The sequence below is a fragment of the Methylorubrum sp. POS3 genome (assembly GCF_043352485.1).
Taxonomy (GTDB): domain Bacteria; phylum Pseudomonadota; class Alphaproteobacteria; order Rhizobiales; family Beijerinckiaceae; genus Methylobacterium; species Methylobacterium suomiense.
Genome location: NZ_JAPRBT010000001.1, coordinates 1,600,560 through 1,613,012, shown reverse-complemented (window position 1 = coordinate 1,613,012; position 12,453 = coordinate 1,600,560). Strand labels below are relative to the sequence as shown.

Below are 12,453 nucleotides of genomic sequence, written 5' to 3'. Positions count from 1 at the left end.
GCGCGCCGGGCGCTCACAGGAGCAGCAGCCCGCCCGCCAGAACGACGAAGGCCACGAGCCCGGCCAACAGGACGATCCGGTCGGCCGGCTGCGCCTCCGCGGATCCGGCCGAGGCGGTTCCGGTCGCCGCTCCCGCATTCATGGCACCGCGCGCGGAACCGGATGCCCCCGTTCGCGCGGCCGCCTCCATGGCCGGATTCCGGGCCGGGGCGCCCCGCGCGGGGGCGGGCAGCTCGGGCACCGGCCCCACCGGCGGCTCGCCCCGCGGCCCGAACGCCTCCGGCTCGACGCTCACGCCCGCCGCGTCCAGTTCCAGCATCACGAGGACGAGGGCGTCCACATCCATCGCATCGATCGGCAGGAACCGCTGAAGATCGTCGGCGGAGAGTTCGCCCCGCGCGCGGCCGAGAGCGACGAGCCGGTCGAGGGTGGCGCGATCGATCGTCGACATGGGGCTCCTGACGCGAGGTCCTGCGGCGCGCAGGCCTTTCCCGTCACCTGTGCCGCGTTCCTGCCTTCTCCAAGTGGCGAAGAAGCGCGGCAGCCTGACGCGCGCGCTCGGCGGGATCGCCGCCGCCCCGGCGCCACACCACCCGCCGCTCGCGCAGCGTCACGGCGTCCGACACCGGCATCATCGGCACCGCCCGGTCGGCGTGGAAATCGGCGGCGATCCCCTGGGGGCCGCCGCTGAGGCGCGCGATGCCGAGACCGAGGCATCCGATGCGCAGGGCCGCCAGGGTGAACAGGGCCTCGACCGGCTCCGGCGGCGCGCCGAACCGGTCCTCGACCTCGTCGCGCAGGGCGTCGAGTTCGTTGCGGCTGCGCAGGCGCAGGAGGCGGATGGTGAGGCTCAGCCGGATTTCGGGTTCCGGGATGTAGTCGGCCGGCACCCGCCCGCTCACGCCGATCCGCAGGTCCGGGCTCCAATCCTCGGCGGGCTCGCCCTTGGCGGCACGCAGCGCCAGTTGCAGCAGGTGCTGGTAGAGCCCGAGGCCGACGCGGGCGACATGTCCGGCCTGGGCCTCGCCGACGAGGTCGCCCGCTCCGCGCAGATCGAGGTCGCGCGCCGCGATGGCGAAGCCCGCGCCGAGCCGGTCGAGGGCCTCCAGCGTGCGCAGCCGCTTCTCGGCGCTGGCGCTCAGCGGCTTGTCCGGATGACCGAACAGCAGGACGCTGCCTCGCCGCTGTCCGCGCCCGACCCGCCCGCGCAGCTGATGCAGCTGAGCCAGCCCGAACCGCTCGGCGTCGAAGACCAGCATCGTGTTGGCGCGCGGCACGTCGAGGCCGCTCTCGATGATGCTGGTGGCGAGCAGCACGTCGCCCTCGCCGTCGGCGAAGCGGACCATGGCGGCGTCCATCTCGGCGGGCTTCATCTCGCCATGCGCCGTCACGACGTCGAGATCGGGCACGAGGGCGGCGAGACGCCGGGCCATCGGGGCGATGTCCTCGATGCGGGGGCAGACGACGAAGCTCTGTCCGCCGCGGGCATGCTCGCGGTTGAGCGCGGCGCGCAGCGTATCGTCCGCGAACGGCGCGATGACCGTGCGGATCGGCCGGCGCACGGCGGGGGGCGTGGCGATTACGCTGAGGCTCTGCAGACCCACCATCGCCGCCTGGAGGGTGCGGGGGATCGGGGTCGCGCTCAGCGTCAGGAGATGCGCGTCGCCCGCGGCCCGGCGTAGGGACGCCTTGGTCTTCGTACCGAAGCGCTGCTCCTCGTCGATGATGGACAGCCCGAGATCGTGGAAGCGCACGCCGCGCCCGGCGAGCGCCTGCGTTCCGACCACGAGGCGCACGGAGCCGTCGGCGAGGCCCTCGCGCACCCGCCGCGCCTCCGCCGGCGCCACCAGCCGCGACAGCTGCGCCACCGCGATGCCGAAGCGGGCGAAGCGCCGCCGGAAGGTCTCGGCATGCTGGCGCGCGAGCACGGTCGTCGGCGCCATGACGGCGACCTGTCGCCCGGCGAAGACCGCCGCCGCCGCCGCGCGCAGGGCCACTTCTGTCTTGCCGAAGCCGACATCGCCGCAGACCAGCCGATCCATCGGCACCTCGGTGGCGAGATCGGCCAGGGTGTCCTCGACCGCCCTGGCCTGATCGCCGGTCAGGGCGAAGCCGAAACCGGCCGCGAAGCGCTCCATCTCCCGCGGCGGCGGGACGAGGCGCGGGGCGCGGGCGGTGCGGCGCTCCTCCGCGGCCTTCAGCATCGCGCGGGCGGCCTTGGCCAGGGTGGCTTCCGTCTCCAACCGCCGCCGGCCCCAGCTGCCACCGTCGAGGCGGTCCAGGGAAACGGCCTCGACCTCCGAGCCGTAGCGCCAGATGCGGTCGGCCTGGGACGCCGGCACCATGCGGATCGCCCCGTCGGCGAAGCGCAGACGCAGGGCATCCTCGCCACCCCCCTCGCCGGCATCGTCGCCGGGGAGCGCGTCCAAGCCCTCGAACACGCACAGGCCGTGATCGCGGTCCACCGCCACGTCGCCGATCCGCAGCTCGACCTCGCCGATCGGCAGAATCGCGGCCTGCCGCGGCGTGCCCGCATCCGATCCGCCGAGCAGGTCGGCGGCGGCGATGACGGTCGCCCCGACCTCCGGCACCCGGAACCCCGCCTGGATCGGCGTCTCGATCGCCAGCATCGCGCCGGGCGCCGCCGCCGCCACCTCGCTCCAGCCGTCGATCAGGCGCAGGGTCCGTCCGTCCTGCTCGGCGGCGGCGCGCACGAGCCGGCGGAGCGGTGCCTTGGGCCCCGTCAGGACGATGCGGTCACCGGCCTTCAGGCGCTCCTTCAACGTCCGGGCGAAGGCGGCCTCGGGCCGGCTCTCTCGCACGAAGGGGGACAGCGCGACCGCCTCGCCCTCCGCCGCATCGGCGGTGGCGATGCCGTGGCGGGCGACGAGATCCGCCCAATCGGAGGGGTCGAGATAGAGCGTGTCGCTCTCGGCGCCCGGCGATCCGAGCTCGTCCCGGGCCTCCTCGAGCTGCTCGAAAGCGGCGGAGACGCGGCCCTCCACGCCGGACTCGACCACGAGGCGCGCCTCCGGCACGTAATCGAGCACCGTCGACAGCGCGGGGTAATAGCGGGCCAGCCGGTGCTCCTCGCCGGTGAACGGCGTCACCGCGATGTCGGAATCGGGGCCGGGGACGATCTCGGTGGCCGGATCGATCACCAGCCGATCGGTCTCGACGCGGGAGCGCTGCGAGACCGGGTCGTAGGAGCGGATCGCCGCGACGCGCCCGTTCGCGTGCTCGACGCGGCAGGGCAGCGGCGCGGCGGCGGGAAACACATCGATGGTCCGGCCGCGAATCGCGACCTCTCCGGGCTCGTCCACCCGGTCGTCGAGATGGTAGCCCATGCGCCGCAACTGTGCGGTCAGGGCCTCCGGATCGAGGCGGTCACCGACGCGGATCTCGACATGGGCCTCGCGCCACGTCTGCGCCGGCGGCACCCGCTGGAGCAGGGCCGGTGCCGTGGTCAGGAGAATGTCGGGCAGGGCGTCCCGGTCGGTCAGCCAGCGCAGCACGCCGGCGCGCGCTCCCATCACCCCGCGCGAGGGCGAGGCGCGGTCGAAGGGCAGGCAATCCCATTCGGGAAAGACGGCGACCTGCCGTTCCGGCGCGAGCGCCCGCAGGATGGCGGCGACCTCGTCGAGCCTGCGCCCGTCGCGCGCCACGTGGACGAGCGGCCGAGGTCCGTCGAGGAGGCTGAGGAGAGAGATGGCGAGCGCCCCCGTGGGGACCAGCGGGACGGCGTTCGGCTCCGGGGCGTCGCTGCGGCGCGGGGCGGGCTTGGACTTGGCCATCGAGGATCCCTGATGAGCCGGTTCAGGACCGGGCTCCCCTCCAAACGCCGTTCGGCCCGGCCGGGTCCCGCGCCGTCCCCTTCCGTTTCGTCACGGTCCACAGAGGCGTTGCGCCGGGCGGTGGATGGAAAGGTGATTCGGGCCGGCGCCGGGGCGAGGGCCCATTCCCACGACTCCCGGGACGATGGCCGGGGGATCCCCAGCGGACTTCAGGCGAGGTTCTTAGCCAAGATCATCGGAGTGTCCGCCACGACAGGCGCATAACCTCGGCTTCGGTAGAAAGGTCTGGCGGTCTTCGTGGTCTCCAGCCGACAGGCGGTCGCGCCACGTTCGATGCTGGCTTGCTCCATCGCCTTGAGCAACGCGGTGCTCACCCCCCGATACCTCGCCTCAGGTGCAACGTAGTTGAGGAGGATCATCCCACCCGCATCGACCATCCCCACCCCGACCAGCGCGGCCGAGCGCTCGGCCACGAAAAGCGAAGCGCCCGGCTGCATCAGCCACGCCAGCCAGTTTTCAGGGGTTTTGTTGGCGATCCAGGCCGCGATCAGAGCCGGATCACCCCCGTGATCGGCATAGCAGAGTTCGACAATCGCGCGCCGCAGGACGCGACTGCCATCCACGGCATCGACCGACGTGGCCGGGCGTAGGTTCACAGTCATCGTTCCAGGCTGTCCCTCGCCCATCGATCGGAGCCCGCTTCGCGTTAACGAGCCGGGACAATCTCAACGCTTCCATCCCTCCCGACCGTCGCCACGATCAGCCGATGCAGCTCATCCTTGGCCTGCTCGGGCGTGATCTCCCCGGTAACGGCGGCCTTCGACAGCGCCTCGGCCGCTCCGAGCATCGCCCACAGGCTGGCCGTTGCGAGGGTGCGGCTGTTCGTGAAGGGCGCGAGCGCCCCTCGGCACTTCTCCATGAACGCCGCCAGGTAGCTTCGTTTCGTCGCCTCCAGTTCCGGCGATCCCGCGAGCGCCGCCAGCAGTTCGGGGATCTCGCGCCCCTGCGTGAGAACACAATCGACGTAGGACGAGGCGATCACGGCGGCCGTCTCCGCAAGCGTCGGCCCGGCGCCGGCCAAGGCCGCATCCATGATGGCGGTCTGATGCCGGTCGAACGCCTCGTAGAGCGCGACCAGCAAACCGCTGCGCGTACCGAAATGATCGTACACGACCGGCTTGGCGACGCCGGCCTGCTCGGCGAGCCGGCCGAGGGTCAGGGCATCCGTGCCGTCCTCCCGGATGATGCGCCAGGCGACGTCGAGGAGCTGGATCAGCCGGTCCTCTCGGCTGAGGCGGATGCGGCGCGATGAGGACGGTGCGGTTGACATCTCTATATACCGATCGTAGCCTACTTTTAGTATATATTAGTGGGCATCGGGCTGCAACCCGCCGGAGCGATCCGCGCGGCATGGGCGGTCGTGTGTCCATCGTACGGAGAAGCCCGCCCATGATCGATGCCATCGCGCTGCCGTCCCGCCGGTCATCGTGGCTCGGGCTCCTCACGGTCCTCAGCCTCGTGCTGCTCGTGGCGATGGATGGCTCGGTACTCTATCTCGCGATACCGCGCGTCACGGCCGCGCTGAAACCGACGGCGGATCAGACCCTCTGGATCCTCGACATCTACGGCTTTCTCGTCAGTGCGCTGCTGATCGCATTCGGCACCATCGGGGACCGACACGGGCGGCTGAAACTCATCATGATCGGCGCGAGTGTCTTCGGGCTCGGTTCGCTCGGCGCGGCGTTCTCGGAAACGCCCGCAGCGCTGATCGCCTGCCGGGCGTTGATGGGGTTGGGCGGCGCAACGCTTCTGCCCTCCGGCCTCGCGATCGTCAGCGCCTTGTTCCCCGATCCTCGCGAGCGAGCGCAGGCCATCGGACTCTTCGCGGCGACTTTCGCGGCCGGCTTCGCAATCGGCCCCGTGCTCGGCGGCCTGCTGCTCCAGTCGTTCGCGTGGGGCGTCGTGTTCCTCATCAACGTTCCCGTCGTCGTCATCTTCCTCGTGGCGGCGCCCGTGTTTCTGCGCGAGGTGCGCGACGCCGGCAGCGGCCGGATCGATCTTGCGAGCCTGCTCCTCTCCTTCCTCGGGCTCCTGCTCACCGTCTGGTCGGTGAAGACGGCGGCCGCTGACGGCTTCGGCAGCCGACAGGCGCTCGTCGGCGGCCTCGGCCTCGGCGCGCTGGCGCTGTTCATCGACCGGCAGCGACGGATCGACGATCCGCTGCTGGATCTCAACCTGTTCCGCGATCCGGTCTTCACCATCGCCATCCTCACGGGATTGCTGTCGCTCGTCGTCTGGTCGGCGACCGGCTCTCTCTCGGGCATCTACCTGCAAGCGGTGCTTGACCATCCGGTGCTCGCCGCGGCGCTCCTGACATTGCCCGGTGCGATCACGCTCACGGTCACCTGCATCGGCACCAGCCGAATCGTCGAGCGCGTCGGTCGCAAAGCCGCGCTGGTGGCAACGCACGCCCTGATCGGCACCGGCGTGCTCCTGCTTCTCCTCACCACGGTCGAGACGGGCGGTCCCGCCCTCATCGCTTCGACCATCGTGGCGGGTCTCGGCTATGGGCTGTCGTTCAGCTTGGTCGCCGAGATCGCCGTGTCCGCCGTGCCCGCCGAACGGGCGGGTGCGGCCGGCTCGATCGCCGAGACGAGCAACGAGTTGGGCAACGCGCTCGGCATCTCTCTGCTCGGTTCCGTTTCCGCCCTCTGCTTCCGGCTGTTCGGCCCCGGCCTGGCCGGCACACTGAACGAGACGCTGGCTCACCCCGGCCTTCCGCCCGAGGCGGCGCTTCAAGCGAAGCAGGCTTTCGTCACCGGGCTACACGCGGTAGCCGGCCTCGCAGGCACCTCCACGCTGCTCGTGGCGGTCGCAGCGGGGCTGTGGCTGCCGCGGAAGCTGCCGACATGATCGCCGGCCCTCCGCTGGCCGACGGATGTCGCCGCAGGAGGTCGGCCATCGTCACGCATGCCCTTCAGGGGAAAAAGCCGCTCACCGATGAGCGCCCCCTGATCACACGAGGGTGCTGGTGCTGATCGCGCATCGACCCGGGCTACGGCCATGGCATCGGCCGATGGCCGGCGATCCGGCGGCCCTCGGACGGAACCGATGGCGCGGGCGAACATCGACCGCCGGGCAGGCCCCACCGGTGCATCCCCGTGCTACGCTGCCGGATGCGGGCGGCGCTCGTGCCGTCCCGGCCGATCCCGTCGAGAGCAGGGCCGTTGGGTTGGAGCGAAGGCTGAGATGCTGGGTTGTGGCCTGCCTGATGGCCTTGGCCATAGCCCGTTCGGAGGCAGCGCCGATGCGGGATTCGGGTTCGATCGAGGCACCGGGCCCCGCCGGGCCGCTCGCGGGAACGGTGTCGGGACCCGCCGACGCCGATGGCCCCGTCGTCCTCATCGTTCCGGGCTCAGGACCGACCGACCGTGACGGCAACAACCCGCTCGGTATCCGGGCATCGCCGTACCGCCTGATCGCGGAGGGGCTGGCCGCGCGCGGGATCAGGAGCGTTCGCGTCGACAAGCGCGGCCTGTTCAGCAGCGTGCGCGCCGTCCCGGACGCCAACGCTGTCACCGTCGAGGATTACGCCGCCGACATTCGGACTTGGGTCGCCGCCATCCGGGAGCAGATGGGAACGCCGTGCGTCTGGGTACTGGGGCACAGCGAGGGTGCCCTGGCCGCGCTGGTCGCCGCCCGGCAGGGGGCCGACCTCTGCGGGCTGCTGCTCGTCTCGGCAACGGGGCGCAAGCTCGGCGACGTGCTCCGCGCGCAGATCGCCGGCAACCCTGCCAACGCACCGATCCGCGAACGCGCCGAGGCCGTCATCGCTCAGCTTGAGGTCGGGCAGCGGGTGGCATCGGACGACATCGATCCAGCCTTGCAGCCGCTGTTTCGGCCCGAGATACAAGGCTTCCTGATCAGCGCCTTCGCACACGATCCCGCCGAACTGATCGCGACCACTACGGGACCGACCTTGATCCTCCAGGGTCTGCGCGACATCCAGGTCGGGCGGGCCGACGCGGAACGTTTGCACCGGGCGCGCCCCGATGCCGAGCTGGTCCTCCTCCCGGACACGAACCATGTCCTGAAGCGCGTCGCGTCCGACGATCGAGCGGCCAATGTTGCGACCTATGGGGAGCCGGACAAACCGCTCGCTGCCGGTGTCGTGGATGCCCTCGCGGCGTTCATGCGGCGACCGTGGAACGGGCGCTGAGGGTCGACCTCGGTTTCCACCACGGTCGCAACGATCCGGCTCCCCCTTCTCCCTCCCTCACGTGTGATTTCGCCGCCGGAACCCGCCTGACCGCCTGCCGTTGAGCCGGAATTGCAGCGAACCCGGCATCGGTCGGAGGGAAGCGGGACAATCATGGGTCGTTTTTCCAGCAAGGTCGTGCTCGTGACGGGCGCCGCTTCCGGCATCGGCGAGGCCACGGCGCGTCGCTTCGGGCAGGAAGGGGCCAAGCTCGTCCTCGCCGATCTGAACGAGGACGGCCTGCGCAAGGTCGCGGGCGAGATCGGCGCGGAGGACACGCTCGTGCACGCCGCCGACCTGTCGAACGCGGATCGCTGCAAGGAGGTGATCGCGGCGGCGATCGACCAATTCGGCCGGCTGGACGTGCTCGTCAACAATGCCGGCAAGGATCATCTCGGCAAGGTCGACGAGGGCGACCTGAAGGACTTCTCGGTGGTGATCGAGACCGACCTCTACGGCGTGTTCTACATGACCCGCTTCGCCCTGCCGCATCTGCGCCAGAGCCGGGGTTGCATCGTCAACGTCTCGTCGGTCTCCGGACTCGGAGGGGATTGGAACCACAGCTTCTACTGTGCCGCCAAGGGCGCGGTGACGAACTTCACCCGCGCGGTCGCTCTGGACGAGGCGAAGAGCGGTGTCCGGGTGAATGCGGTGAATCCGTCCCTGGTCTACACGCCCTTCACCGCCGGCATGCAGGACCAGCCGGAACTCGTCGCCAAGTTCGAGGAGCGCATCCCGATGGGCCGCGGCGCCAAGCCCGACGACATCACCGGCGCCATCGCCTTCCTGGCGAGCGAGGATGCGCATTTCATCACCGGCGTGAACCTGCCGGTCGATGGCGGCCTCTCGGCCTCCAACGGGCAGCCGGCGCTCAGCTGAGACGGCTCTCACACAGAGGAGCGCACGATGTTCCCGGGCCCGGTTGGTCCGGGCGCGTCAGGCGGCGCCGTGCAGGTGGCCGGCGTGCCAGTCGGCGAGCGCGTCGAGGGTGACGACCCCGCCCGGCCACGCGACGCCGTGCAGGTGGGTATGGGGCGCTCCCGGCTCACCGAGATCGGAGACTGCCGAGAAGGCACCGTCCAGCGCGTGGCTGCGGGTGTAGCGGCTGCGGGTGGCGAGCACCGGCAGGCCGGCGCCGAGCGCCGAGCGGATGCCGGCGGCCGAATCCTCGAAGGCGATGGCTTCCGACGGATCGATGCCGAGGCGGTGGACCGCGAGGGCGAAGATGTCGGGGGCGGGCTTCTTCTGCGCCGCCTCGTCGCCCGCCGCGATCACGTCGAACGGATGGGCGCCGGGGAAATTGAGGCGGAGCAGCAGGTCGATGTTCGGCCGGCTCGTCGTGGTGGCGACGGCGAGCCGCACACCGCGCTCCCGCGCCTGACCGACCAGCCGTCCGATTCCGGGCCGCAGCCCGAGTTGCCCGCCCTCGGCAAGCTCCCCGTAATAGTGAGTCTTGAGGTCGTGGATCTCCGGCAGGCGGGCCTTCAGCGCCTCCGCCTCGTCCGGATGGAAGCGCTCGATATAGTGGACGAGGCGCTCCTTGCCGCCCATCACCTTCAGGAGATCGGCGTAGAATTCCGGCGACCAGTGCCAGGGCAGACCGAGGGTCTCGAAGGCACGGTTGAAGCCCTGCCGGTGGAGGTCTTCGGTTTCGGCCAGGGTCCCGTCGACGTCGAAGATCAGGGCCTTCAGCATCGCGCGCCGTCCCGACCGGTGGCCGTCTCCGCCGCCGCGCGGATCGCCGCAACGTTCGCCGCGTAGGCGGCCGGGCCGCCTTTGAAGGCGGCGGAGCCGGCGACCAGGATGTCGGCACCGGCCGCGGCGGCGGGGCCGGCGGTCTCGGGTGTGACGCCGCCATCGACCGAGATGCCGATCGAGCGGCCGCCCACGAGGGCCTTGACCCGGGACACCGTCTCCAGTGCCGAGCCGATGAAGCTCTGGCCGCCGAAGCCGGGATTGACCGTCATCACCAGCACGAGATCGACCATGTCGAGCACCGGCTCGATCATGGCGGCGGGCGTGCCGGGATTGAGCGCCACGCCCGCACGCTTGCCCAATCCCCGGATCGTCTGGAGCGAGCGGTGGAGATGCGGACCGGCCTCGGCATGGACGGTGATCGCGTCGGCGCCCGCCTCGGCGAAGGCGGCGAGGTAGGGATCGGCCGGCGCGATCATGAGGTGAACGTCGAAGAGCTTGTCGGTCCAGGGCCGCAATGCCTTCACGATCGCCGGACCGAAGCTGATATTCGGCACGAAATGTCCGTCCATCACGTCGAGATGGATCCAGTCGGCCCCGGCCTCGGCGATGGCCCGCGTCTCCTCGCCGAGGCGCGCGAAGTCGGCGGCGAGGATCGAGGGTGCGATGAGGGTCATGGGCAGGCTCTGGCAGGCTCGGGACGGGCGCGGTGCGGCGGCTCGGGACGAGACACGCCGTCCGGGGGACGGTCACCCACGAAGAGTCTAGGGCGACCGGCGGCACGGATGTAGTGGACTTTCGCGCCGATCGCACGGGCGGTGGTCGCGGAACATCTGGCGTCCTTAGCCCAGCGGGTCGGCGCGGGTGAGGCCCGATGGCGATCTCTTCGTCATGAGTTCCCGATAGAGCCGTCTCCCCGACGCCGCGCGGCGCGTCTCGTGTCGGTCGGGCCGGGCGTGGACGGAGCCGGGTCGCGCACCCGATCCAATCCGCATCCTGCCGCGTTGAGCGAGGTGGAAGGCATTGCCGCGCCGCGGCAGAAGACACACGGAACAGGGATCGGGACGAACCGGATGAGCGAGCCGCGGGAGATCGAGTTGAAGCTGGAATGCGAGGTGTCCGACATCGCCCAGCTGCAAGACCATCCGCTGCTGCGGGAAGCCTCCGAGCGCGGCGAGGCACAACTCGCCTCGGTCTATTACGATACGCCGGACCGGGCTCTGCGGGCGGGCGGCCTCGGTCTGCGGGTCCGCCGGATCGGTGACCGCCATGTCCAGACCCTCAAGGCGGAGGGCGACGGCCTGTTCGCGCGGCCCGAATGGGAGCACCCGATCGCGGGCGCGCAACCCGATCTCGGGCTGTTGGCCGACACGCCACTCGCCGACATCCTCGAACGGGATGCCGTGCTGGAGCCGCTCTTCACCACTGCCGTGACGCGCAAGACCTTCCTGGTGCGGCAGGGCAGCTCCACGATCGAGATCGCCCTGGATGTCGGCCGCGTCGAGGCGCCCGCCGCCGGGGACAGGATCGCACCGATCTGCGAGATCGAGCTGGAACTGAAGGACGGCGAGGCCAGCGACCTGTTCGCCCTGGCCCACGCGGTCGGCGCCCTGGTCCCGGTGCGGCTCGGCGTGCGCACCAAGGCCGAGCGGGGCTACGCCCTGGCGTCCGGCGACATCGATCGCGTCCACAAGGCGGAGCCGGTGCCGCTGCGGGAAGAGGCGACCGCCGCCGACGCCTTCCGGACCATCGCGCATGCCTGTCTGCGCCACATGCGGCTCAACGAGGCGATCCTGCTGGAGCGGCGGGACGCGAGCGCGCTCCACCAGATGCGGGTGGCGATCCGGCGCCTGCGTTCGGCCTTCTCGCTGTTCGGCGACTTGGTTGAGGACGCGATGGGCGAGCGGCTGCAGGCCGACCTGAAGCGGATGACCGAGCCGCTGGGACGCGCGCGCAACCTCGACGTCTTCCTCAGCACGACCCTGCCGGCCGAGCGGGAGCGCCATCCCGACGAGGTCGGCCTTCTCGGCCTGGAGCGGCAATTGGAGGAAGCGCGCGGCAAGGCCTATGCCGAGGTCGAAGTTCTGCTCGATTCCGAGGCGTGGCGCTCGCTGTTGCTGGATCTGATCGGCTGGATCAATGCCGGCCCCTGGCTGCGGGACGAACGCGGCGACCGGCCGGTGCGCCGCGACGAGCCGGCCCGCGACTTCGCCGACCGCGAACTCGATCGCCGCCGCCGACAGGTGAAGAAGCGCGGCCGCCATCTCGACCGCCTCAGCCCCGAGGAGCGCCACCGGGTGCGGATCGCCGCCAAGAAGCTGCGCTACGGCGCGGAATTCTTCGCGACGCTCTATCCCGGCCGCAAGGCCGCCCGGCGCCACGCCGCCTTCGGGAAGGCGCTGTCGGGCCTGCAGGACCAACTCGGCGCCCTCAACGATATCGCCACCGCCCACGACGTGGTGCGCGACGAGGTCGTGCGGGAGGGAGGTATCGAGGCGGGCGCCTCGACGCTGTTCGCTGCCGGCATGACCGCCGCGGATATCGAGGCCCGGAGCGCGGATCTGCTCGAGCAGGCCGCGGAGGCCCATGCGGAACTGATCGATGCCAAGCCGTTCTGGCGCTGAGCGGCGGCCGGGCGGCAAGCCCCGCGCCGGCCGCATTCGCCGGGCGCTCGGCACCGGATGGCGCACAATCGGGTTTTGCCCT

Annotated in this window: 10 protein-coding genes; 4 read left to right on the top strand and 6 right to left on the bottom strand. The window is 71.0% G+C overall.

The window, feature by feature from the left end:
* Positions 1-13: 13 nt before the first annotated feature.
* The 4 genes from OWC43_RS07685 to OWC43_RS07670 form a co-directional block, all read right to left on the bottom strand.
* Positions 14-451, bottom strand: coding sequence for an RNA polymerase sigma factor region1.1 domain-containing protein (locus tag OWC43_RS07685; protein ID WP_393956247.1), 438 nt, complete (start codon positions 449-451; stop codon positions 14-16).
* A 43-nt stretch (positions 452-494) separates the two neighbouring features.
* Positions 495-3,794 (bottom strand): helicase-related protein, encoded by a 3,300-nt coding sequence (locus OWC43_RS07680; protein WP_393956246.1) that lies wholly within the window; start codon positions 3,792-3,794, stop codon positions 495-497.
* Positions 3,795-4,003: 209 nt separating this feature from the next.
* Entirely contained in the window at positions 4,004-4,456 is a 453-nt protein-coding gene (locus OWC43_RS07675; RefSeq protein WP_393956245.1) for a GNAT family N-acetyltransferase, read from the bottom strand.
* Positions 4,457-4,500: 44 nt separating this feature from the next.
* A complete protein-coding gene (locus OWC43_RS07670) occupies positions 4,501-5,124 on the bottom strand; it encodes a TetR/AcrR family transcriptional regulator (RefSeq protein ID WP_137829537.1) in 624 nt (207 codons plus the stop codon).
* A 119-nt stretch (positions 5,125-5,243) separates the two neighbouring features.
* Between OWC43_RS07670 and OWC43_RS07665 the strand changes: the two genes are divergently transcribed.
* The 3 genes from OWC43_RS07665 to OWC43_RS07655 all read left to right on the top strand — a co-directional run bounded on the left by OWC43_RS07665 (position 5,244) and on the right by OWC43_RS07655 (position 8,931).
* Positions 5,244-6,707 (top strand): MFS transporter, encoded by a 1,464-nt coding sequence (locus OWC43_RS07665; protein WP_393956244.1) that lies wholly within the window; start codon positions 5,244-5,246, stop codon positions 6,705-6,707.
* Between the two features lie 394 nt (positions 6,708-7,101).
* Positions 7,102-8,013 carry an alpha/beta hydrolase gene (locus OWC43_RS07660; protein ID WP_393956243.1) on the top strand — a complete coding sequence of 304 codons (912 nt, stop codon included), beginning with the start codon at positions 7,102-7,104 and terminating at the stop codon, positions 8,011-8,013.
* Between the two features lie 153 nt (positions 8,014-8,166).
* Positions 8,167-8,931: an SDR family NAD(P)-dependent oxidoreductase gene (locus OWC43_RS07655; RefSeq protein WP_393956242.1), complete on the top strand. Its 765-nt coding sequence runs from the start codon at positions 8,167-8,169 to the stop codon at positions 8,929-8,931.
* 57 nt (positions 8,932-8,988) lie between these two features.
* Here OWC43_RS07655 and OWC43_RS07650 read toward each other — a convergent pair whose 3' ends face one another.
* Both OWC43_RS07650 and rpe read right to left on the bottom strand, forming a co-directional pair.
* Complete coding sequence (locus tag OWC43_RS07650; RefSeq protein WP_393956241.1) at positions 8,989-9,747, bottom strand: HAD-IA family hydrolase; 759 nt, start codon at positions 9,745-9,747, stop codon at positions 8,989-8,991.
* Complete coding sequence (gene rpe / locus OWC43_RS07645; RefSeq protein WP_137829532.1) at positions 9,741-10,424, bottom strand: ribulose-phosphate 3-epimerase; 684 nt, start codon at positions 10,422-10,424, stop codon at positions 9,741-9,743. The genes OWC43_RS07650 and rpe overlap by 7 nt, the downstream gene beginning before the upstream one ends.
* Before the next feature lie 396 nt (positions 10,425-10,820).
* Here rpe and OWC43_RS07640 point away from each other — a divergent pair, with 396 nt between their 5' ends.
* Positions 10,821-12,371 (top strand): CYTH and CHAD domain-containing protein, encoded by a 1,551-nt coding sequence (locus tag OWC43_RS07640; protein WP_137829531.1) that lies wholly within the window; start codon positions 10,821-10,823, stop codon positions 12,369-12,371.
* The last annotated feature ends 82 nt before the right edge of the window (positions 12,372-12,453 follow it).

Bases quoted from the DNA above. Each gene is read 5' to 3' on its own strand.
- OWC43_RS07650 (WP_393956241.1), bottom strand. From the start codon at position 9,747: ATGCTGAAGGCCCTGATCTTCGACGTCGACGGGACCCTGGCCGAAACC.
- OWC43_RS07660 (WP_393956243.1), top strand. From the start codon at position 7,102: ATGCGGGATTCGGGTTCGATCGAGGCACCGGGCCCCGCCGGGCCGCTC.
- OWC43_RS07680 (WP_393956246.1), bottom strand. From the start codon at position 3,794: ATGGCCAAGTCCAAGCCCGCCCCGCGCCGCAGCGACGCCCCGGAGCCG.
- rpe (WP_137829532.1), bottom strand. From the start codon at position 10,424: ATGACCCTCATCGCACCCTCGATCCTCGCCGCCGACTTCGCGCGCCTC.
- OWC43_RS07685 (WP_393956247.1), bottom strand. From the start codon at position 451: ATGTCGACGATCGATCGCGCCACCCTCGACCGGCTCGTCGCTCTCGGC.
- OWC43_RS07675 (WP_393956245.1), bottom strand. From the start codon at position 4,456: ATGACTGTGAACCTACGCCCGGCCACGTCGGTCGATGCCGTGGATGGC.
- OWC43_RS07665 (WP_393956244.1), top strand. From the start codon at position 5,244: ATGATCGATGCCATCGCGCTGCCGTCCCGCCGGTCATCGTGGCTCGGG.
- OWC43_RS07655 (WP_393956242.1), top strand. From the start codon at position 8,167: ATGGGTCGTTTTTCCAGCAAGGTCGTGCTCGTGACGGGCGCCGCTTCC.
- OWC43_RS07640 (WP_137829531.1), top strand. From the start codon at position 10,821: ATGAGCGAGCCGCGGGAGATCGAGTTGAAGCTGGAATGCGAGGTGTCC.
- OWC43_RS07670 (WP_137829537.1), bottom strand. From the start codon at position 5,124: ATGTCAACCGCACCGTCCTCATCGCGCCGCATCCGCCTCAGCCGAGAG.